The 21,992-nt window shown below is 70.4% G+C and carries 16 protein-coding genes and 1 tRNA gene; 9 read left to right on the top strand and 8 right to left on the bottom strand.

The annotated features are described in order from the left end of the window. Window positions 1-93: 93 nt before the first annotated feature. Complete coding sequence (locus tag OXN85_08770) at window positions 94-2,562, top strand: prolyl oligopeptidase family serine peptidase (GenBank protein ID MCY3600051.1); 2,469 nt, start codon at window positions 94-96, stop codon at window positions 2,560-2,562. A 79-nt stretch (window positions 2,563-2,641) separates the two neighbouring features. On the opposite strand, the gene OXN85_08775 is transcribed toward OXN85_08770, so the two are convergent. Genes OXN85_08775 through OXN85_08790 form a run of 4 tightly spaced genes read right to left on the bottom strand, consistent with a single transcriptional unit; the run spans window position 2,642 to window position 4,113 of the window. After that, window positions 2,642-3,049, bottom strand: a complete 408-nt coding sequence (locus OXN85_08775; protein ID MCY3600052.1) for a type II toxin-antitoxin system VapC family toxin — start codon at window positions 3,047-3,049, stop codon at window positions 2,642-2,644. 10 nt (window positions 3,050-3,059) lie between these two features. After that, window positions 3,060-3,365 (bottom strand): type II toxin-antitoxin system prevent-host-death family antitoxin, encoded by a 306-nt coding sequence (locus OXN85_08780; GenBank protein MCY3600053.1) that lies wholly within the window; start codon window positions 3,363-3,365, stop codon window positions 3,060-3,062. 45 nt (window positions 3,366-3,410) lie between these two features. Continuing rightward, window positions 3,411-3,845, bottom strand: a complete 435-nt coding sequence (locus OXN85_08785) for a type II toxin-antitoxin system VapC family toxin (protein MCY3600054.1) — start codon at window positions 3,843-3,845, stop codon at window positions 3,411-3,413. After that, the gene (locus tag OXN85_08790; GenBank protein MCY3600055.1) at window positions 3,802-4,113 is read right to left on the bottom strand and encodes an AbrB/MazE/SpoVT family DNA-binding domain-containing protein; all 312 of its coding nucleotides are present in this window, start codon (window positions 4,111-4,113) and stop codon (window positions 3,802-3,804) included. Before OXN85_08790 ends, OXN85_08785 begins: the two co-directional genes overlap by 44 nt. Before the next feature lie 210 nt (window positions 4,114-4,323). Here OXN85_08790 and OXN85_08795 point away from each other — a divergent pair, with 210 nt between their 5' ends. The 6 genes from OXN85_08795 to OXN85_08820 all read left to right on the top strand — a co-directional run bounded on the left by OXN85_08795 (window position 4,324) and on the right by OXN85_08820 (window position 15,685). Further along, window positions 4,324-5,109: a glucose 1-dehydrogenase gene (locus OXN85_08795; GenBank protein ID MCY3600056.1), complete on the top strand. Its 786-nt coding sequence runs from the start codon at window positions 4,324-4,326 to the stop codon at window positions 5,107-5,109. Continuing rightward, window positions 5,109-8,957, top strand: coding sequence for a hydantoinase B/oxoprolinase family protein (locus OXN85_08800; protein ID MCY3600057.1), 3,849 nt, complete (start codon window positions 5,109-5,111; stop codon window positions 8,955-8,957). The genes OXN85_08795 and OXN85_08800 overlap by 1 nt, the downstream gene beginning before the upstream one ends. Before the next feature lie 117 nt (window positions 8,958-9,074). Next, window positions 9,075-11,915 carry a leucine-rich repeat protein gene (locus OXN85_08805; GenBank protein MCY3600058.1) on the top strand — a complete coding sequence of 947 codons (2,841 nt, stop codon included), beginning with the start codon at window positions 9,075-9,077 and terminating at the stop codon, window positions 11,913-11,915. A 72-nt stretch (window positions 11,916-11,987) separates the two neighbouring features. Further along, a complete protein-coding gene (locus tag OXN85_08810; protein MCY3600059.1) occupies window positions 11,988-12,953 on the top strand; it encodes a M14 family metallopeptidase in 966 nt (321 codons plus the stop codon). Continuing rightward, complete coding sequence (locus OXN85_08815) at window positions 12,950-14,713, top strand: hypothetical protein (GenBank protein MCY3600060.1); 1,764 nt, start codon at window positions 12,950-12,952, stop codon at window positions 14,711-14,713. The genes OXN85_08810 and OXN85_08815 overlap by 4 nt, the downstream gene beginning before the upstream one ends. Before the next feature lie 153 nt (window positions 14,714-14,866). Continuing rightward, a complete protein-coding gene (locus OXN85_08820; GenBank protein MCY3600061.1) occupies window positions 14,867-15,685 on the top strand; it encodes an N-acetylmuramoyl-L-alanine amidase in 819 nt (272 codons plus the stop codon). Between the two features lie 14 nt (window positions 15,686-15,699). Here OXN85_08820 and OXN85_08825 read toward each other — a convergent pair whose 3' ends face one another. Continuing rightward, entirely contained in the window at window positions 15,700-16,344 is a 645-nt protein-coding gene (locus OXN85_08825) for an outer membrane beta-barrel protein (protein ID MCY3600062.1), read from the bottom strand. 169 nt (window positions 16,345-16,513) lie between these two features. Between OXN85_08825 and OXN85_08830 the strand changes: the two genes are divergently transcribed. After that, on the top strand, window positions 16,514-17,221 hold the full coding sequence (locus tag OXN85_08830) for a hypothetical protein (protein MCY3600063.1): 708 nt from the start codon (window positions 16,514-16,516) through the stop codon (window positions 17,219-17,221). A gap of 1 nt (window position 17,222) precedes the next feature. Then, entirely contained in the window at window positions 17,223-19,961 is a 2,739-nt protein-coding gene (locus tag OXN85_08835) for a TonB-dependent receptor (GenBank protein ID MCY3600064.1), read from the top strand. 49 nt (window positions 19,962-20,010) lie between these two features. On the opposite strand, the gene OXN85_08840 is transcribed toward OXN85_08835, so the two are convergent. The 3 genes from OXN85_08840 to OXN85_08850 all read right to left on the bottom strand — a co-directional run bounded on the left by OXN85_08840 (window position 20,011) and on the right by OXN85_08850 (window position 21,991). Next, a tRNA-Lys gene (locus OXN85_08840) sits at window positions 20,011-20,083 on the bottom strand. Window positions 20,084-20,165: 82 nt separating this feature from the next. Continuing rightward, complete coding sequence (locus OXN85_08845) at window positions 20,166-20,765, bottom strand: hypothetical protein (GenBank protein MCY3600065.1); 600 nt, start codon at window positions 20,763-20,765, stop codon at window positions 20,166-20,168. Then, window positions 20,762-21,991, bottom strand: a complete 1,230-nt coding sequence (locus tag OXN85_08850; GenBank protein ID MCY3600066.1) for a hypothetical protein — start codon at window positions 21,989-21,991, stop codon at window positions 20,762-20,764. Before OXN85_08850 ends, OXN85_08845 begins: the two co-directional genes overlap by 4 nt. Window position 21,992: the final 1 nt, after the last annotated feature.

The following is a 21,992-nucleotide window of genomic DNA, read 5'->3' on the forward strand; positions in this document are numbered from 1 at the left end:
TGGGAGCAAACGCCGTACGCCCATCGCTGTCACGCCCGGCTTGCCAGGCCTACTATGAGCGCAACCGGACCCATCCGCGCGGGAGCTTGCACCATGTCGATCCGTCGCTTCGCCGCCCCCATCCCTGCACTCGTGGCACTCGCCACCCTGCTTTTGCCGCCATCCGACCGGTTGGCCGCGCAGGAAGCCTACCGTACACCACCTCCGGACGTCGTCGACATCCTCGAGGCCCCGCCGTTCCCCCAGGCGGCGATGAGTCCGTCCGGTGACCGGATGATCCTCGCATACAGCGAGAGCATGCCCGGGATCGCGGACCTGGCCGCGCCGATGCTGCGGCTGGCCGGACGAAGGATCAGTCCGGTCACCAACGGCATGCACGCCGCGCCGCCGTTCGTGCGTTTCTCGGTCGTCGATCTGGACGGCGGCGACACGCGCGACGTTACCGGCGCCGAGGACGGCTTGGGACCACCGCTGTGGTCACCTGCGGGCGACGGCTTCGCCTTCACGCGAACGACCTCGGACGGCGTCGCCCTCTGGCTCGCCGACCCGGAAACGGGCGCCGCGCGCGCCCTTACGAGCCCATCGCTGAACGGTGCCCGCGGCGAACCCTGCGCCTGGATGCCCGACAGCCGTTCGCTGCTCTGCCATTTCGTCCCCGCTGGCCGCGGCGTCGCGCCCACCCCGGCGGCGATCCCCGTCGGCCCCATCACTCAGGAATCCGGCGGCGAGGCGGCCCCCTCCTGGACCTTCCAGGACCTGCTGGAAGACGCCCACGACGAGGCGCTCTTCGACTACTACCTCACGTCGCAGCCGGCCCTCGTCGACGCCGCCACCGGAGCCGCACAAGCCATCGGCGCCCCGGCGGTCTATGAATCCCTCGACCCTTCGCCCAGCGGCGACTACTACCTGTCCGTCCGCACGGTTCGCCCCTACTCGTACCTCGTGCCCGACTCCCGCTTCGCCAGGGAGGTGGAAGTCCTCGGCAGGGACGGCGCGCCGCTGCGCACGCTCGCCACGCTGCCGCTGGACGAGGGCGGCCCCGAGCACTTGGGCTTTCGCCGCGCTGGTCTCCGCCAGTTCTCCTGGCGCCCCGGCGTGCCCGCCACGCTGGCCTATGTGGAAGCCCTCGACGGCGGCAACCCCGCGCTCGACGTGCCTCACCGCGACCGGGTGCTGACTCTCGCGGCGCCCTTCGACGGAGAGGGCACCGAACTCGTCCGCACCGAGCACCGCCTGGGCTCGGGCGCCTTCGGATTCGGCTATCCGGTTCTGTGGGGCGAGGACGGCGAGACCGCCCTGGTCTACGAATTCGACTGGCCGACACGGCGGACCCGCGCCTGGGCCGTGCAGGCTGACGCTCCCGGCGCTCCCGGCGGCCAGCCCGCGCTCCTCTGGGACCGCAGCACGGACGACTGGTACGGCAATCCGGGCGACCCGGTCATGAAGCAGGACGGGGCCGGCAAGCCGGTCGTCCACATGGACGGCACAAGCATCTTTCTGGCGGGCCCCGGAGGATCTCCGGAAGGAGACCGGCCATTCCTGGACCGGCTGGATCTGGCGACCGCCGAGCGGCAGCGACTCTTCCACTCGGGCGCGGACAGCTACGAGACCGTGGTCGGTCTCGCGGACGCACGCGCCGGCCGGATCGTCATCCGGCGAGAGACCAGCGAGGAGCCCCCAAACTACCACCTCGTCGCGACCGCGAACGACGAGCGCACGGCCCTCACTTCCTTCCCCAACCCCCAGCCCCAGCTCGCGGGGATCACCAAGAGCAAGATCTACTACGAGCGCGACGACGGCATCCCGCTATCGGGTGAGCTGTACCTGCCCGCCGACTACGAGCCCGGACAGCGTCTGCCGGTCCTGGTATGGGCCTACCCACGCGAGTTCGCCGACGAGGACGGCGCGGGTCAGGTCAGGGGCTCGGCTCACCGCTTCACGACCATCTCCGGCGCCTCGCACCTCCTGCTCCTCACGCAGGGGTATGCGGTGCTCAACGACGCCGCGATGCCGATCGTGGGCGGCTTTGCGGCGAACGACACCTACGTGGAGCAGCTGGTGGCCAACGGCAAGGCCGCGGTGGACAGGCTCGTCGAGATGGGCGTGGCCGACCGCGACCGGGTCGGGATCGCCGGCCACAGCTACGGAGCCTTCATGACCGCCAACATGCTGGCGCACTCCGACGACTTCACCGCCGGCATCGCGCGCAGCGGCGCCTTCAACCGGAGCCTCACGCCCTTCGGCTTCCAGTACGAGCGCCGCACCTTCTGGGAGGCGCCGGAGGTCTACTTCCGCATGTCGGCCTTCATGCACGCGGAGAAGATCAACGAACCGCTGCTCCTGACCCACGGCGTCATCGACAACAACTCCGGGACCTTCCCCGTCCAGTCCGAGCGCATGTACCACGCCGTGAAGGGGCTGGGAGGCACCGTCCGCCTGGTGATGCTGCCCCACGAAAGCCACGGCTACCGGGCCCGCGAATCGGTCCTGCACACCGTGTGGGAGATGTTCGACTGGATGCGCCGTCACGTGAAGGAGCGACCAGGCGCACTGGTCCCCTAATGAACCGTCCCCCTGCCATGCCACGCGTTCCCGGTGCGTTCCCGCGGGAATGCGCAGGAACGGCGCTGAGGGATGCGTTCTAGCCTGGCTCCTCTGCAGCCACAGCGAGCGGATGGTCGGCGAGACGCCGGTCGGTCGTGAGCAGCATCAGGCCCTGCCGCTGCGCCTGGACCAGGAGCAGTTCGTCGAACGGGTCCCCGTGGTCGAGGGGCGGCTCCAGCGAGGCCGCAGCATCGAGGATCGTCATGGGCAGGAACGTCACGTCCTGATCTTCCAGCAGCGCGAGCACGTCCTGCGGTGCGAAAGGACTCTTGCGGGCGCCCGACGCGCGACGGGCACGGTGCTTGAGCCGCATCTCCCAGATGGACACCGCGCTCACGTGGATGCGGGCATCGCGGGCGGCGAGAAACCGGCGCTCGGACTCATGGAATCGCCCCGGCGCTTCCATGAAGTCGTAGAGATAGGACGTATCGAGGAGTACACGCATCGTCGGCCGATTACTCGATATCGAGACCCAGCACCCGGCGGCTGAACGCCGGATCGTCGTACTCCGAAGGCCACCGCTCGCGATCCCCTTCCATGCCGAGCCGACGGCGGGCTGCCTCCAGCTTGTCGAAATCGATCCCGCCGCCGTGGTCGCAGCGAACGAGTTCGACCGCGGGGCGACCGTGTTTCGTAATGATCACGCGCTCGCCGCTGCGGGCGGCGGCGACGAGTTCGGAGAGGCGGGCCTTCGCCTCACGTATTGCGAGTTCCATGGCGGATCGCTCCCGGCTGCGCTTCACGGACTCAGTATGCAGCATCACACGCTCCAATTTCAAGACCACACCGTGACCACAAACTGGCCGTCACCGGATCTGCACGACGGTCACGCCGTCGATCTCGAGGGCGGCCCAGCTCCGGTCGGCGGTGAGGGCCGGGAGACCGAGGCTGCGTGCGGTGGCCAGGCATGCCCGGTCACCCAGTCCGAGGCCGTGACGCCGCGTTCGCGGGCGATAGGCGCCGCTGAGCAGGGCGGTTCGCCGGTCGAAGGGGATGACTTCGATGCCCATTCCCGTGACGACGCTCGACACGTCCCCCGAGGACCAGCCGTCTTGCGAGAGACGCGCCGCAACCTCGGCCACGTTCACGGACGACATCGCGGCTCCTCGCCTGAGCGCGCGTTCGACGCGAACCGCCCCCGGTTCCTTTAGCAGCGCCGCCAGGACGGCCGAGGCGTCAAGCACGGTCTCGAACGCTTCATTCACGGGCGGCTTCGGCTCGCCGTTCCAGGATGAATTCATCGACGACGCTCCCGGAGCCCTTCCAGTGCCGGCGCGCGATGGCCTGCAGCCGCGCGAGTGCGGCGCTGGGGGTGCGCAGCCGGATCGTGTCGCCCTCCAGGGCCATGATCAGTTGCTGCCGGCCCCGAATGTCCAGTGCGCGGCGAAAGCGGGCGGGGACCACCAGCCGGCCGGCTTCGTCGATCGTCACGCGTTCGGTGTCGGGCAACGGATCGGACATGGGATCCGGCGGAGCATCGGTCGGCGAGTTCCGGTTCTCTTTCTTCATGGTATACTCCGTGTTACTGGTATATTTCATTAAGATACCATGTCGAGGGCCGAGGCACGAGAGGTAGACTTGGTGACCCGACCTCGGTGAGATTCTGTCGCCGCATGCCACACGTCGCTTTCGTCGATACCATGGGACCGTCGCTCCGACCTCCCCAGCTTCGCTTCGGCGGTCAACTCGGGATCAACGAACCAGGAAGGGCTCAGCGTGATCACACTCGAGGGGAAGACCGCCATCGTCACGGGGGCGGCGAAGGGGATCGGCGCCGCGTGCGCGCTCGCCTTCGCCCGTCACGGGGCGGATGTCGTGCTGGGGGACGTGCTGGAGGAGCGCTGCGCGGACACGGCCCGCCGCATCGCGGAGGAGACGGGGCGGGAGACGCTCGCCGTGCGCGCGGACGTGAGCGAGGAGCGCGACTGCGCGGCCCTGCTCGACGCCTGCACGGAACGCTTCGGCCGCTGCGACATCCTGCTCAACAACGCGGGGATCATCGCGGCGGGCTCGATTCTGGACGCCGAGGTCGAGGACTTCGACCGGGTGCTGGGCGTGAACCTGCGCGGGACCTTCCTCGTCTCACGTCTGGTGGCGCGAGACATGGTGGCGCGCGGGGTGAAGGGGTCGATCATCCACATGTCCTCGACGAACGCCGTGGTGACGATCCCGAACCAGCTCGCTTACGCGGCCTCCAAGGGCGGGGTCATGCAGCTCACGAAGGTGATGGCGCTCGCGCTCGCGCCGCACGACATCCGGGTCAACGCGATCGGGCCGGGCACGATCGTCACCGACATCCTCGACTCGGTGATCGCCGACGAGGAGGCGCGGCGCACGATCCTCTCCCGCACGCCGCTGGGACGGTTCGGGGACGCGGGCGAGATCGGGACGGTGGCCGTCTTCCTCGCGAGTGACTACGCCTCGTACCTCACGGGCGAGACGATCTACACGGACGGCGGGCGCCTCGCGCTGAACTACACGGTGCCGCTGCGCGAAGACGGGTGATGGGCGCCCGGCTCGCCATCGACATCGGCGGGACCTTCACGGACGTGGCGCTCGAGGCCGGCGGGCGCCTCGTCACGACGAAGGTGCTCACGACCGCCGCCGCGCCCGAGCGGGGCGTCCTCGCGGGCGTGCGCAAGGTGCTGGGGCTGGCGGAGGTCCCGCCCTCCGCCGTCCGTCTCGTCATCCACGGCACGACCCTGGCCACGAACGCGATCATCGAGCGGCGGGGCGCGCGCACGGCCTTGATCGTGACCTCCGGACACCGCGACGCGCTGGAGATGGCGCACGAGAACCGCTTCGAGCAGTACGACATCGGGGTCGACCGCCCTGCCCCGCTCGTCCCCCGCCGTCTCCGGCTCCCGGTGGAGGAGCGGGTCGACCACCGCGGCCGCGTCCTCATCCCGCTCGAGGAGGATTCCGTGCGGGCGCTCCTCCCGACGCTCGAGGCGGAAGAGGTGGAGTCCGTCGCGGTGGGGCTCATTCACGGGTACGCGAACCCCGCGCACGAGCGGCGGATCGGGGAGATCTTCGACGCGTGGCGGCCGGGGCTGCCGGTGACGCTGGCCTCGGACGTGTGCCCGGAGGTGCGTGAGTACGAGCGGCAGTCCACGGCCTGCGCGAATGCCTACGTCCAGCCGCTCATGGCCCGCTACCTGACGGGGCTCGCGGATTCGCTGCGCGAGTCGGGGCTCGCCTGCCCCTTCCTCCTCATGACGTCGGGCGGGGGCCTCACCACGCTGGAGACGGCGGTCGCGGCACCCGTCCGCCTCGTGGAGTCCGGGCCGGCCGGGGGCGCGATCCTCGCCAGCCACCTCGCGCGGAGCCTCGACCTCGGCGATGTCCTCTCCTTCGACATGGGCGGGACGACGGCGAAGCTGTGCGTGATCGACGGCGGGCGGCCGCTCCATTCGCGTACGTTCGAGGTCGCGCGCAGCTACCGCTTCAAGCAGGGGAGCGGCCTGCCGGTGCGGATTCCCGTGATCGAGATGGTGGAGATCGGGGCCGGGGGCGGGTCGATCGCCGGCGTGGACGACCTGGAGCGGATCCAGGTCGGCCCGGGCAGCGCCGGGTCGGAGCCGGGGCCGGCGGCGTACGGGCGAGGCGGGGACAAGCCCACGGTGACGGACGCCGATGTCGTCCTGGGGCGGATCGATCCGGAGTTTTTTGCCGGCGGCTCGATTTCCCTCGACCGGGGGCGGGCCGAGGCCGTGATCGAATCCCGGGTGGGGCACGGACTCGGGCTCGACGCGAGGCCCGCCGCGCTCGGGATCAGCGAGATGGTGGACGAGAACATGTCCAACGCCGCCCGTACCCACGCGATCGAGTGGGGGAAGGGCGTGGCGGGACGCACGCTCATCGCCTTCGGCGGCTCCGCCCCCATCCACGCGGCGCGCCTGGCGGACAAGCTGGACGTCGACCGCTTTCTGGTGCCGGCCGACGCGGGGGTGGGGTCGGCCGTCGGCTTCCTCCTCGCGCCCATTTCCTATGAAGTCGTGCGCAGCCGCTACATGCGTCTGTCCGGGTTCGATCCCGCCGTCGTGCGTGAAGTGTTCGATGAGATGAGGGCGGAGGCGGAGGCCGTGGTCTCGCGGGGGGCGCCAGGGGTGGAGACGAGCGAGAAGACGCGGGCCTACATGCGCTATGTCGGGCAGGGGCACGAGATCGGCGTCGACCTCCCCGGCGACCTCGACGACGGGGCGGCGCTGCGCGACGCGTTCGACCGCGGCTACGAGACGGTGTATGGACGCACGATCCCGGGACTCGACATCGAGGTTCTGAGCTGGACGCTCGTCGTGTCGGCTCCCGCGGCAGTGGCCGCGGACGTTCCCGCGGGAACGTCATCCCGTGAACGGACCCAGCCAGTTGGGCAACTGGCCGAAGCCGACGTTCCCGCGGGAACGTCACTCGGGGGGCGAGCGGCCGCGGAGGAACCGGAGCCCGCACGCTGGACCGAGCTGTGGGACGGGCCCGGCGGCGAGTCGATGGCGGCGGCGGTTCACACGCGGGGAGCGCTCGCGGAGGGAACCCGCGTCGAGGGCCCGGCCCTGATCGCCGAAGATCAGACGACGACCGTGGTCCCGGACGGCTGGGAGGCGCGGGCCGTCGCCGGCGGCCACCTCCTCGTCGAGCGGAAAGCAGCGGAGCGGAGGGTAGCCGAGGGAGCGGCGGGCGCGGGCGCGGCAGGCGCGCAAACGGGAATCGCGGCGCTCGAAGGACAGATCATGTGGAGCCGGCTGCTGTCCGTGGTGGAGGAGCAGGCCCGGACGCTCGTGCGCACCGCCTTCTCAACCCCGGTGCGGGAGGCAGGCGACCTCTCCGCCGGCGTGTTCGACCTCTCCGGGCGCATGCTCGCGCAGGCCGTCACGGGCACGCCCGGTCACGTCAATGCGATGGCCGCCTCCGTCGGGTTCTTCCTCCGGGACTTCCCCGCGGAGACGCTGCGCGAGGACGATGTCCTCATCACGAACGATCCCTGGGAGGGCACGGGACACCTCAACGACTTCACGGTCGTCACGCCGACCTTCCTGGACGGGCGCCCGGTGGCGCTGTTCGCGGCCACGAGTCACATCGCCGATGTCGGGGGCCGCGGCTTCGGGGCGGACGCGAACCAGGTGTTCGAGGAGGGGATCCGCCTCCCCATCGGATACCTGATCCGCGGCGGACGGGTGGACGAGACGCTCATGCGGCTGGTGCGGGCGAACGTGCGGGACCCGGATGTCGCCCAGGGCGACCTCTACTCGCTGGCCGCCTGCAACCGCACGGGGTGCGAGCGGCTGGTGGCAATGATGGCGGAGTTCGGAATCGATTCGCTGGAGCCGTTGGCGGAGACGATCATCTCCACCTCCCGGCGGGCGATGCGGGAGCGGATCGGAGCGCTCCGCCCGGGAACGTATCGGAACCGGATGCGGATCGACGGCTACGATGAAGACCTCGACCTCGTGTGCGCGCTCACGGTCCTGCCCGATGGGACCATCGGGATCGACTGGGACGGCACCTCGCCGATGTCGTCGCGCGGCATCAACGTGCCGGTGACCTACACGCGCGCCTACAGTTCGTTCGGCGTGCGCTGCATCGTCGGCTCCGAGGTCCCGAACAACGCGGGGTCGCTGGCGGCGATCGACGTCACCGCCCCGCCCGGATCGCTCCTCAACGCGCCCCCTCCCGCCGCCGTCTCCGCCCGCCACGCGATCGGACAGATGCTGCCGGACGTCGTCCTCGGCTGCCTCGAACAGGCGCTGGCACCCGGAGCCGTCCCCGCGGAAGGCGCGTCGTGCCTCTGGAACCCCGTCATCATGGCGGGGCCGGGACTGACCGGCGCCTACCGGTACGGCGGCGCGGAGTTCGTCGTGAACCCCTTCCACGCCGGCGGCACCGGTGCCCGCCCGGGGAAGGACGGGCTCTCGGCGACGGCCTTCCCCTCCGGGGTCCGCAGCACGCCGATCGAGATCACCGAAACGGTCGCGCCGCTCATCTTCTGGCGGAAGGAGTATCTCCCCGACTCCGGCGGCCCCGGCGAGTTCCGGGGCGGCCTCGGCCAGGTGATGGAGATCTCCCATGCGGACGGCGAGGCGTTCGCCGTCTCGAAGATGTTCGAGCGGGTGCGCAATCCGGCCCGCGGGCGCGACGGGGGCGGGGACGGGGCCGCGGGGCGAGTTCATGTGCCGGGCGTGGGCGAGTTCCGGCCCAAGGGCCGCGAGATCGTCCCCCCCGGCCGGCGCATCGTTCTGGAGACGCCGGGGGGCGGCGGCCTCGGAGACCCGGCACGGCGCCCGACCGACCGGGTACGGGAAGATGTCCTCGACGGCTACGTCTCCGCCGATGAGGCGGCGGGCGCGTGCGGGGAGTGACCAGGACCGCGACGGGTTTCGGCGCTTCCCCGGAGGAGATCATGCGGATGGAGTCCGCCTTCGTACACGCGGATCTGGACGAGGCGGCCGGTTACGGCGCGCCTTCACGGTGACTTGATGGTGGATCCGACACCGAGCAGGTGGACGCTGGTCTGCGTCGCGGCGACGGTCGCAGGGTGCGGCGGCGGCAGCACCGACCCGGGGCCGGAGCCCGAACCCCCGCGGACGCCGGTGGCGACGGTCGGCGCCCCGGCGGGGGGCGCATTCGAGGGCCTCGACGCGGTCGTATCGGTCCGTCTCGATCCCCCGCCGGCCTCGCCCATTATCGTCCGCTACACGCTGGGCACGGACGGAGACCCGGCCACCGCGGACGCGGACACGGCGGACTACCGCGCCGATGGGTCGGTGTCCGTCGCCGCCGGGACGAGCGTCGCCGACGTCCGGATCGCAATCCTGGACGACGACGACATCGAGCCCGCGCGCGAAGCCTTCCTCTTCAGCCTGGATGCGCCGGCGACGGACGCGGGATATCGACTGGGAGCGACCACCTCGACGCAGGTGACGATCGCGGAAGGCGTCTGCGACCGGACTCCGGAGATCCGGGACGCTCTCGTTGTCCGGAGCCGCGCCGACCGGTGCTCGTCCGTGACGACGGAGCACCTGGGGGTCACGACGCTCAACCTCGCGGGCATCGCGATACCCACCCTGAGGCCGGGCGATCTTTCCGGCCTGTACAACCTCCGAAACCTGGATCTCTCCGGCGTCGGCTTCACCGCCTTTCCGGTGGGCGTATTCGCCGATCTCACGAGCCTCGAGACGCTGCGCCTGCGGAATAACGGTTTCGAGACGCTGCCCGCCGACGCGTTCGCGGGCCTCGCCCGCCTGAAGACGCTGGACCTGGGCGACAACGCGCTGACCACGCTGTCGGCCGAATCGTTCGCCGGACTCCCGTCCCTCGAGACCCTGGAGTTGCGTGCCAACGCGCTCGCCACACTGCCGGCCGGCGCCTTCTCGGAACTCGCGAGCCTCGAGCGGCTGCACCTGGGCGCCAACGATTTCACGATCCTCGGGGAAGACGTGTTCGCGGGACTCGCCAGGCTGAAGTGGCTCTATCTCGCCAACGGCCGCATAGGCGCGCTGGAGGAGGGCGTCTTCTCCGGCCTGGTCGAACTGGAGAGCCTGCTGCTCCAGGACAGCGGGCTCGATACGCTTCCCTCCGGCGTCTTCGCGGGCCTTGGCAGCCTCACGGAATTGCGGCTGGACAGGAACCGCCTGGAAGCGCTCCCGGAGGGTGCATTCTCGGGCCTCTCACGCCTGGAGTCGCTGCGTCTGTACGGCAACCAGCTCGCCGAGTTGCCCGCCGGACTGCTCTCGGGCCTCTCCGCGCTCCGCGTGCTTCGGCTGGACAGGAACCGTCTGGCGGCGCTTCCGGAGCGGATGTTCGTCGGCCTGTCCAGTCTCGACACGCTGCTCCTGGCGGCTAACCCGGGTGCCCCGTTCGCGCTCGCCCTCGAACTCGAGCGCACGGACAACCCGGACCCCGCCGCAACGGGTCCTGCCCGGATCGCGCTCGCCGTGGCCGAGGGAGCGCCGTTCGCCGCGACGGTTCCGCTCACCGCCCGGGGGGGCGCGCTCTCGGCGGAGATGGCGGTCCTCGAAGCAGGGAGCGAACGGAGCGCGGAGATCACCGTGACCGCGACGGAGGGTGGCCAGGACGAGGTGCAGGTGGTGGCGGGCCCGGCGCCCGCGGTCCCGCGAGGGGTGACGGGCATCGAGATCGGACTGGGCGACCCGCTCATCCTCTTCGGGGAGGGGACGAACGCGCCGCCTGTGCCGGAGCGGGAGGTGGCGCCCCAGCGCATGCAGTCGGGCGCCCACCCGACCACGTTCACGGCGTCGGATTACTTCCGGGATCCCGAGGGCGCCGCCGTGCGCATCTCCGGCGCCACGGCCGACGCCGCCGTGGCGACGGTGGCCGCCGACCGGGGCGTCGTGACGCTGACCCCCGTCGCCGCGGGTGCCACGACCGTGACCCTGACCGCGACCGACCCGCCGGGCGCGACCGCGGAGCTTTCCTTTCCCGTGATCGTGAGAGAGGCGGCGTCACGGCCCTTCGACATCGATCTCATCCTCCTCGACGACGTGACGGAGTCGCAGGCGGAGGCCTTCGCCAAGGCCGTGCGTTTCTGGACGGCCATACTCGCGGACACGGAGCTGGCGGATGTCCCGCTCGGCCAGGATGTGGCGCCGGGATGCTGGGACATCACGACCGATCAGCGCATCGGCACCGTCGACGACATCGCGATCGTGGCGACCGTCCGGGAGATCGACGGCGAAGACGGCCTCCTGGCCCGGGCCGGCCCGTGCGTCATCCGCGCCGGGTCCCGTCTGCCCTCCGTCGGCGCCCTCGAACTCGACGCGGCGGACCTCGCGCGGCTCGAGGAGAGAGGGAACCTCAAGGATGTCGAGGAGGTGATCCTGCACGAAATCGGCCACGTCCTGGGGATCGGGACGGTGTGGGTCGACCACGGCCTGCTCCGGAACCCGTCCATGCACAACTCGGGGGCCGACACGCATTTCACGGGACCGCTGGCCATCGCCGCGTTCGACGAGCGGGGCGGAGCGAACTACGACGACGGCGAGAAAGTACCGGTCGAAAACACGGCGGGACCCGGGTCGGCGGACTCCCACTGGCGAGAATCCGTACTGGCCCACGAGTTGATGACGCCCTTCCAGGCGGTGGGAGAACGCGACCTCCTGAGCCTCATCACGGTCCAGTCGCTGGCGGATCTCGGGTATGCGGTCAAGATCGGGCTCGCCGAGATCTACCGGATCCCCGGCCCGGGCGCCGCTCGCGCCACGCCCGAACGCAGAATCCCCTACGGCGACGACATCCTCCGCGGCCCCATCCGCGTGGTCGACCGCAACGGCCAGGTGGTTCAGATCATCCCGAACTGACGGATTGCACGTTGAGCATCGTGACCATTTCTTCCCGGTATGGGTTTGTCTAGAGACGGGAGGACGGAGCCGATGATCGCGAGGGAACTCTCTCCGACCGCCAGGTGGCGCACGGTCGTCGGATCGTGGATCGGCGCCGCGTTGATCGCGGGCTGCTCGACGGGGGGCGGCGGCACCGCCGACGTGCCGATGCCCGCGGAGATCATCGGGTTCGCGCCCGGCGAAGACTACAAGCTCACGAACTACGACGGGATCAAGGCCTACTTCGAGGCGCTCGCGGCCTCCACCGACCGCATGGCGCTGGAAAGGATCGGGGAGAGCACGCGCGGCGAGCCCCTCTACCTCGCCGCGATCTCGTCGCCGTCCAATCTCCGCCGGCTGGAACGGATCAAGGAAATCACGCGGACTCTGGCCTACGCGCGGGACCCGGAGGCGGGGTACGGATCGGTCCTCGACGAGGAGGAGGCGCGGGCGCTGGCACGGGAAGGCGCGGCCGTCGTGTGGATCGACGGCGGGCTGCACGCGACCGAGGTCGCGCACGGGCAGCTGATGCCCGAGATGGCGCGCCACTTCGTCACGGATGAGTCGCCGGAGACCCGCCGCGTGCGGGAGAACGCGGTCGTCCTGCTCATGCCGAATATGAACCCGGACGGTCTGAATATCGTCGCCGACTGGTATATGTCGAACGTTGGCGGCGAGTTCGAGATGGCGCGCGTGCCGGAGCTCTATCATCACTATATCGGGCACGACAACAATCGCGACTGGTACATGCTGACGCAGGTCGAGACGCGGGCCGTGACGCGGCAACTGTATCATAACTGGTTTCCGCAGATCGTCTATAATCAGCATCAGTCGAGCCCCTTCCCCGGGCGGATCTGGATGCCGCCCTTCGAGAACCCCGTGAACCCGCACCTCGATCCGCTCGTCGTGAGTTCCCTGAACCAGATGGGACATTCGATGCGCCGCCGCTTCGACGAGGAGGGGAAGGCGGGGTCAACAGCGGCATCGTCTTCGATCTGTGGTGGAACGGTTCCATGAGGGGCGGGCCCGACTATCACAACATGCTCGGGTTCCTCACGGAGACGGCGGGGGCGGGCTACGCGACGCCCCGCTGCTACGACGAGGACGAGATCCCGGACACGTTCGGCGCGCGCGCCGGGCACCTGCCCGCGAAGACGCCGTCGACGAACTACAACAACCCGTGGCTCGGCGGCTGCTGGCACCTGCGCGACGCCATGGACTACATGATGACGGCGGCGAAGGCCGTGGCTGACATGGGCGCGAAGCTCAAGGAGGAATACCTCTTCAACCACTACCTCATGGGCCGGCGCCAGATCGAGCGCGGCAACGCGGCCGAGGGCGGTCCGTTCGCCTACGTGCTCGACCCCCGGGCCTCGCACGACCCGGGCGCGGTGGTCGAGTTCATGGGCCTGATGTCGCAGTCCGGGATCGAGTTCCTGCGCGCGTCGGAGCCGTTCTCGGTGGCGGGGCCGGAGGGCGATCTCGCTTTCGCCACCGGATCGTACGTGATTCCGCCCCAGGCCTTCCGGCCGTACGTCGTCGATCTCATGGAACCCAAGGAATACCCCGACCGGCGCCAGTATCCCGGCGGACCGCCGGAGCCGCCGTACGACATGACGGGTTACGAACTCCGCTTCCAGATGGGCCTGGAGGCGGTGAACGTGGAAGAACCGTTCGAGATGCCGCCGGGCGAGTGGGGTGAGGTTTCGACCGACATCGGCGAGGTCCGCGGCGAGGGGGCGGCCGGCTTCGCGGTGCATGGCAACGCCAACTCGATGTACCGCGGGCTCTCCTCCGCGGCGGGCGAGCCCGGAGAAGGCGGGGGCGCGGACGAAACCCCGGAGCGCTTCCGCACCGTGCAGGTGCTCCCGACGCCGGACGGCGAGATCCCGGCCGGGTCGTACTGGCTGCCCGACCTGTCCGCCGACGAGGCCCGCGCTCTCGCCGCCGACCATGGACTCACGCTCACCGGGGTCTCCTCCCCGCCCTCCCCCGGCGCCGCCGCCGCGGCACGGCCTCCGCGCGTGGCGATCTACCGCTCGTGGCAGGCCCCGATGCCCGAGGGGTGGACCCGCTGGGTGCTGGACGAGTACGGCTTCGAGTGGGAGAACGTGTGGGACGCGGACGTGCGGAGCGGCGAGCTGTCGGGCTTTGACGTCATCCTCCTCCCCTCGCAGGCCGCGGGCGGGATCGCGAGCGGGAACCTGCCGGGCACCATGCCGGACGAGTACACGGGCGGCCTCGGCGAAGCGGGCGCCGCGGCGCTCCGCGCCTTCGTCGAGGCCGGGGGCTGGCTCGTCGCCCTCGACCAGGCGGTGGATTACGCGATCGAGACCTTCGGCCTCCCCTTCCGGAACCGGGCGCGGGGACTCTCCTCGCAGGAGTTCTTCATCCCGGGTTCCGTGATTCGGCTCGCGGTCGACCCCTCGCACCCACTCGGCTACGGGATGGACGAGGAGGCGATGACCCTCTTTTCCCGCAGCCAGGTGTTGGAGAGGACGGGTGGGGCGGCGGGCAACGTGGGCCGGGTCTCGACCCCGGTGTGCTACGCCGATGCGGACTTCCTCGTGAGCGGCTGGACGCTGGGCGGCGAGGAGGTGCTCGCCGGCTACCCGGCGGCCGCGCAGGTCGAGGTCGGCGCCGGCCAGGTCGTGCTGTTCGCCTTCCGGCCGCACTTCCGCGGCCAGCCGCGCAACACGTTCAAGCTCCTGTTCAACGCGCTCGCCGCCGCCGCGACGGAGGGACTCCCCGCGAGCCCCGGGCTGAACTGCCGCTAGAACGTCGGGGGCCGCCGTTGCCGAGCCGTTGCCGCGCCGTTGCCGCGCGGGTTAGCGTCAAACGCCCCGAGCGGTTCGGGGGTTGAAGGCGTGGGGGCGAAGGTGTGGGGGCGTGGGCGAAGGCGTGGGGACTGCTCGCGAGGAGGTCTCGATTTGAAGCTGACCGTACTCACCGCCGCCGTGGTGCTTTTCGCCGGATTCGCGGGACCCGGCGCGAGCAGCGTCGCGGCCCAGGAGCAGCGCACCGCGGAACGTGCCGCCGCCGCGAGCGAGCGCTGGCGCTCGTGGCGGGACTACAACCGGTACCCCGGCCCCATCCCGACGCCGGAGGAGTGGGAACCCCCTCCCGGCCCCATCCGAATCGGCCTCCAGGCCGGTCACTGGCTCGCCGCCGAAGCCCCGCAGGAACTCCGCCGTATCCGCTACAACGGCACGCGGTGGCGGGAAACCGCCGAGTGGGAGGCGAACCTCGTCATCGCCCGGCTGGCGGCCGAGGAACTCGAGACGCTGGGCTACGAGGTCGACATCCTCCCCGCCGTCGTCCCCCCCGGCTACCGGGCGCACCTCTTCATCTCGATCCACGCGGACGGGAGCGACAGCCCCGCCGCGTCGGGATACCGCGTCGCCTCCCCGCGGCGCGACGCCACGGGACGGGCGGAGGACGCGGCGCGCGTGCTCCGGGAGACCTACGGAGCCGCGACCGGCCTCAGGAACCTGCCGGTCTCGACCCGCCGCATGCGGAACTACTACGCCTTCAACTACCGCCGGTACGAGCACGCCCTCCATCCGATGACGATCGCCCTGATCATCGAGACGGGGTTCATGACCAGCGCGCGGGACCGCGAGATCATCCTCGGTGCGCCGGAGAGGGCCGCGCGCGGGATCGTTGAAGGGATCAAGGCGTTTTCGGTCACGGCGCCGCCGGCCCCACCGACCACGGGCCGAGAGGACGGACGGCGAGAGGACGGCTGAACGGCTGACCCGGGTCACCCCCCGACCCGAACCCCAAAGCCGGCCAGAGCGGACAGGTTGCGCGCCATGGCGCCATCGGAGGCGGGGTCCCAGTGGAGGTTACGGACGCCGTAGTGGTAGCGGGCTTCGAGCGTCACGAACCAGGCGTCGATGGCCGCCACCTCGACGACCGCGCCGACGACCAGGCCGACATCCGCAACGCCGCGCCGCCGGAACCGCCCCTCGCAACTGTTGCTCTCCTCGAACTGCGCCACGCCGCCCTCCAGGCGGCAGCCGACCTCGTGTCCCCAATACGCTCCCGCCAGAAGAATCGGCCGCACGCGCGCGGGCGCCGGAGTCATCCGAAGCCGAAGCAGGACGGGAAAATCCAGGTAGGACATCCTCGTGCTCGATCCATCCTGATGAAGGCCCGAAGTCGAGAACCCCCGTTCGAGATAGAGCGCTTCGAGTTGGACCGTGGCGCGCTCCGACAGGGGCAGAGTCACGAACCCGCCACCCGCCCTTCGCAGGAGCGCTTCCGATGTGAACTGGTCGATGAAGGCGGCGTCCGCGTACGTCACCCCTCCCTTGATTCCGAACGCGGTCTGCGCCGCCGCGGATCCATGATTCGGCAGAGCCGTTACGGCCGCGAACGCCGCAAGCCACCTGATGGCTGTCACATTCCGCTCCTTGTCTCGCTATCCGCCGGGCTCGGTGCGCCCCCCGGCGCGGCGCACGCCGACAAGCTGCGGCCGCCGGGGCCGTTCCGCCATCATCCGTTCCGCCATCATCCGTTCCGCCATCGTCATCTTTCCATCGCCCGCCGATGGACTACAGATTCACGCCGCAATGGACAGCGAACGCAGGTACGGGGAAGAAGAGATCCGGCAGGTCTTCGCGCGCGCCGCCGAGGCGGCCGAGGAAGAGCGCGCCAGCCTGCCTTCTCCCGTGGACGGCGGACTGACGCTCGGCGAACTCCAGGCCGTCGGTCTCGAGGTCGGGCTCTCCCCGGAGCGCGTCGCGTCCGCCGCGGCCGAACTCGATACGCCGCCGCGCGTCGTGCCGCGGCGAAAGCTGCTCGGCGTTCCGATTTCCGCGGGCCGGATCGTTGAGCTCCCCCGGGAGTTGACGGATCGCGAGTGGCAGTTTCTCGTCGCCGAACTGCGGGCCACGTTCGACGCGAAGGGCGAGGTCACGGCCGAGGGCGGGATCCGCGAATGGAGCAACGGGAACCTGCACGCGGTCCTCGAGCAGACCGAGGCGGGCCACCGACTCCGGCTGGGCACGCGCAAGGGCGACGCACTCGAAACCACCTTCGTCGGCGTCATGTTTTTGGTCATGGCGGTGATCGTCGCCTTCATCATGGTCGCGGACGGCAGGGTGGGCGCGGCGCTGATGGTCCCCACGCTGATGGGGCTCGGCGGGGGTGGCGTTCTCGTCGCCAATGCCGTTCGGCTGCCCCGGTGGGCGGGCGAGCGCGAGCGGCAGATGGAACACATCGCGACCTGGACGCGGCACCTGCTCTCGACCGCTCCGAATGACGCGGAGGAGGCGTAGCATGCGGAGGATCTTCGTCGTTGCGGCGATCGGTCTGTTGGCGGTGCCGGCCGCAGTCTTCGCGCAGGGCGGACTGGAGGTCATCGTCCGGAACGCCGAGACGGGGGCCGGTCTGCCGAGGGCGCAGGTCGCGCTGCCGGGACTCGGCTACGGCGGGATCACCGATGTCGAGGGCCGCTTCCGCATGCCGGACCTCCCCTCGGGCCCCGTCGCGGTCGAAGTGCGGCTTCTCGGCTACGCGATCGCGCGGCGGGAAGCCACCGTCGCGGTCGATTCCGTCGCCGTGCTCGAGGTCCCCCTGACTCCGACCGTGATCTCCGTCGCCGGCCTCGTCGCCGTCGGCAGCCGGTCGAGACCCCGGACCGCCACGGAATCGATGGTCCCCATCGACGCGCTCGCCCCCTCGGAGTTGCTCGACCAGGGGGACACGGACATCGACGACCTTCTGCGAACGACGATCCCCTCCTACAACGTCAACCCGCAGGCCGTCGGAGACGCGGCGAGGATCATCCGGCCGGCGAACCTCCGGGGCCTGGCCCCCGACCATACGCTCGTGCTCGTGAACGGGAAGCGGCGCCACCGGGCGGCGGTCATCACGTGGATCGGCAACGGCGTCGCCGACGGCGCGCAGGGCCCGGATATCTCGACCATCCCGGCCATCGCGCTCCGCCAGGTGGAGGTGCTGCGGGACGGCGCCTCGGCCCAGTACGGCTCCGACGCCATCGCGGGCGTGATGAACTTCCATCTCAAGGACGCCCGGTCGGGCGGCGCGCTCGAAGTGCGCGGGGGCGGCTTCGGCGACGGGGGTGGCGAAGGCTATACGATATCCGGGAACACGGGACTGCCCCTCGGCGCGACGGGCTTCGCGAACCTGAGCGCCGAGTACGGGCACTCCAACTCGAGCAGCCGCAGCGTGCAACGCGCGGACGCCGCGCTCCTCGTCTCCCGCGGGAACACGCACGTCCGCGACCCGGCCCAGATCTGGGGCGCGCCGAAGATCGAGGATGACCTGAAGCTGTGGGGCAACTTCGGCTACTTCCTCGGCAGCGGCACCAAGGCCTACGCGCACGCGAACTACGCGAGCCAGCGCGTCACGGGGGGCTTCTTTTATCGCAACCCGAACACGCGGAGCGGCGTGTTCAGCCTGGACGCCGGCGAGACGCTCCTCATCGGCGACCTGCTCGACGCGCAGGACGGGGTCCTCGACGGTTCCGCCGGCTGCCCTGTCGTCCGGGTCACCGATGGACTGCCGGACCCGGCCGCCCTGCAGCACGTCCTCGCCGATCCGAACTGCTTCACCTTCCAGAAGCTGTTCCCGGGCGGCTTCACGCCGCAGTTCGGGGGAGACGTGAGCGACGCCTCGCTCGTGGCCGGCGTGGAGGGCCAGATCGGGCGCCTCCAATGGGACGTGAGCGGGAACTACGGCCAGCACGAAGTGGACTTCTTCATCTTCAACACGGTCAACGCCTCGCTGGGCCCGGCCACGCCCACCGAGTTCGATCCCGGACTCTACCGGCAGGTGGACATCAACCTGAACGTGGACGCGGCGTACACCGTGAGCGACCTGCTCGACCTGGCCGCCGGGTTCGAGTGGCGCGACGAGCACTTCACGGTCGGACTCGGCCAGGACGAGTCGTGGACGCTGGGCCGCCTCGCCCCGCAGGGCTTCAGCGCGGGTTCCAACGGCTTTCCCGGCTTCAGCCCCATCGCGGCCGGCGACTGGCACCGCACGAACACGGCTTTCTACGCGGACGCCGAACTGCGCGACTACCGCGACAGCCGCTGGACGCTCGGCGCGGCACTCCGCTTCGAGGACTTCGAGGACTTCGGATCGACGTTGAACGGCAAGCTCGCGGGACGGTACGCGCTCACGGACGGCCTCGCCCTGCGCGGCAGCCTCAGCACCGGCTTCCGCGCGCCCACGCCCGGCCAGCAGAACGCCTTCAACGTCTCCACCATCTTCGACCGCAACCTCGGGGACCTGGTGAACAGCGGGACGATCCCCTCCACCTCAAGAGTTGCGGCGCTCAGGGGCGGGGTACCGCTCGATGCCGAGAAGTCCCGCAACTTCGCGGCCGGAGCCGTGCTGGAGCGCGGCGACTTCCTGCTCACGGCGGACTACTTCCGCGTCGCGCTGGCCGACCGCATCGCGCTCACGCAGCGCTTCAATCTCACGCCCGACGAACAGACGAGACTCGTGGAGGAGGGCATCGTGAGCGCGCGGAACCTGCAGGAGTTCCGCTTCTTCACGAACGACTTCAGCACGCGCACACAGGGTCTCGACGTCGTCGCCACGTACGCGCCCGCGTCGCTCGCCGGCGGGACGGCGCTGAGCCTCGCCTTCAACCACACGCAGACGAGAGTCACGGAGTTCGATCCCGCGAAGCTCGACGACACCCGCATCCGCCAGCTCGAGGGGGGCCTGCCCGGCACGCGCTGGATTCTCACGGCGAAACACGGGCTCGGCCGGTTGAGCCTCCTGGGGCGCGTGAGCTACTACGCCGGCTGGTTCGATTCCCGGGATGACTTCTCGTATCCCGGCGCCCATCTCGTCGACCTCGAGGCCTCGTGGTCGATCGGTGACGCGCTCACCCTCAGCGCAGGGGGCCAGAACGCGCTGAACCGGTACCCGGCGGAAAACCCCGGCGCCCCCTTCTCCGGCAACCGCTACGGTCCGGGTTCCCCGTTCGGCTCCAACGGCGGTTTCTACTACGTCCGCCTCGCGTATCGCTGGAACTAGCGCCCGGGGCGGCGCTCGTGTGCGGGTGGCGCCGATGCGCGGGGGAGAATGACCGGGGTGGGGGTCGAACCCACGACCTGCGGATTAAAAGTCCGTTGCTCTACCAACTGAGCTACCCGGCCGGGAAGCGGGGCGGACCCGACGGGGCCTCCGCCCGGCGCGGCTCAAGCTAACACGGGCGCCGACGCCGTACACCTTTCCCGGTCAGCCTGGGGGACGCGGCAGTCCGCGGAGGATGCGGAGGCTGGAACTGTCGGCCGCCAGCTCCGCGGGAAGCCCGCCGGCCGCATCGCGCAGGAGGCTCCGCACCTGTCCCGTGGCGCGGTCGATCACCATCATCGCCCGCGCGCCCGCCTCCCGGTCCACCGCGGTCACGCCCTCCGGCCCGCTGAGTTCCAGCCGGTCCAGCACCTCCGTCCACGCGGGATCGAAGGGAATCGAGTAGGAAAAGCCCTTGCTCCCATCCGAGATCTCGCCCGGCGTGAAGCGGATCGAGAACAGCGTCTCCCCCTCGCCGTCGAGCCCCCGCACCCGGTAGTCGCCAGCCCCCCCCGGAGGGCGGACCCTGCCCTCGTAGGCGAAGGCGGGCTCGAGCACGAGTTCCCCGTCGACCCGGATCCCTCCCCAGATCATGAGCACCGTCGACTCCTGCGGCTCATGAGACGGCACCTGGCCCGCGACGGGCGCCGCCACCAGAGCCGCCGCTGCGACCGCCGCCGCGACCGCCGCCGCGACCGCCGCTGCGCGCGCGAGGAAGCGGGTCGGTAGCGCAACTCGCCGCAGGAGCGTTTCCAATCCGTTCATGGTGGGGTACTACCCGCGATCCCCCGGTAGTGCTCCCCGTAGTGCTCCAGCATGTACCGGTGAAGCGCGCGGGCGGCCCGGGCCGCGTAGTCGCGTCGGTTCCGATCCGTGTCCCGCACGCCGCGGTAGTGGTGCTCGATCTGAATGCCGCTCACCGTCTCGCCGGTCGCCAGCGAACCGTGCTGGCGCGTGTTGTATCCCCCGCGAAAATAGGGCGCGTCGCCGGGTGACGGGTCCTCCGGGCTGGGCACGGACGGAACATCTTCCGCTTCGAGAAAGCCGCCGAGCGAGGTGGCGCCGCGGAGGAGCCGCGAGAAGGGGAGGGGCGAAGCCTGCGCCAGAGCCCGGATGCTCGAACGCGAGATCACTTCGGCCCGGTCGAGCGCCGCATCCGGCTGGTTCAGATCCGGGGCGCGGAGGAGGTAGCCCAGCTCAAGGCGGTCGATCGCGTGACCGTGGCCGTGGATGTCCAGGAAGAGGCCCACCCCGAAGTCCGCCGCCACCGTCGCACGCGCCGTCCCGATCCAATCGTGGAACTCGTGCCAAGCCTGCTCGGCGTACGGGTTCCCCTCGGCCGCTTCCACGATTTCCCGGTTCGAGTCCAGCTTCGGTCGAACGAGGTGTGAGATGATGACGTGGGGCGCGCGACCCGTCAGTTCAACAAGCGCATCGCGCATCGCAAGCGTGAGTTCCCGCGTGTTCGTGTCTGTCACGTGGGTTCCGCCCCTGCGATCGGGGATCTCGGCCGGGGCGATCCCTCCCCCGTGGGACGCGGACAGGATGAGAGGGAGTTCCCCTGGAACGTACTCCACATAGCCCTTCCGCCCGAAGTAGCTCCGCCCCGGCTCGTAGCGGGCGACCTCCTTGGGAACGAAGACCTCCAGCGTCGCGCTGCCCCGCGTGCCATCGACGGTGGCGATCACCCGCGTGACACCCGGCGCGACACCCCTGACCACCGCCTTCGCGGCCGCCTCGGACACAAGGGTCGCGACGGCGGGATCCTCCACCGACCACCGGAACAAGCCCGACGCCACCGTCCCCGTACCGGTTCGGGCGACTGCCCGGAAGTCGGCTTCCCCGCCCTCTCCGACGATCAACGTGGCGCCGGGGATGACCTCCACCGACGCGACGCCCGGCGGCTCCGGACGCGGCTCTCCCACGCTGCCGCCGCACGCTGAAAGCAGGAGGGTCAGCGCATACCGCAAAGGTGCAGACCCTGCGCTCACG

It is taken from the genome of Candidatus Palauibacter australiensis, assembly GCA_026705295.1.
GTDB classification, from domain to species: domain Bacteria; phylum Gemmatimonadota; class Gemmatimonadetes; order Palauibacterales; family Palauibacteraceae; genus Palauibacter; species Palauibacter australiensis.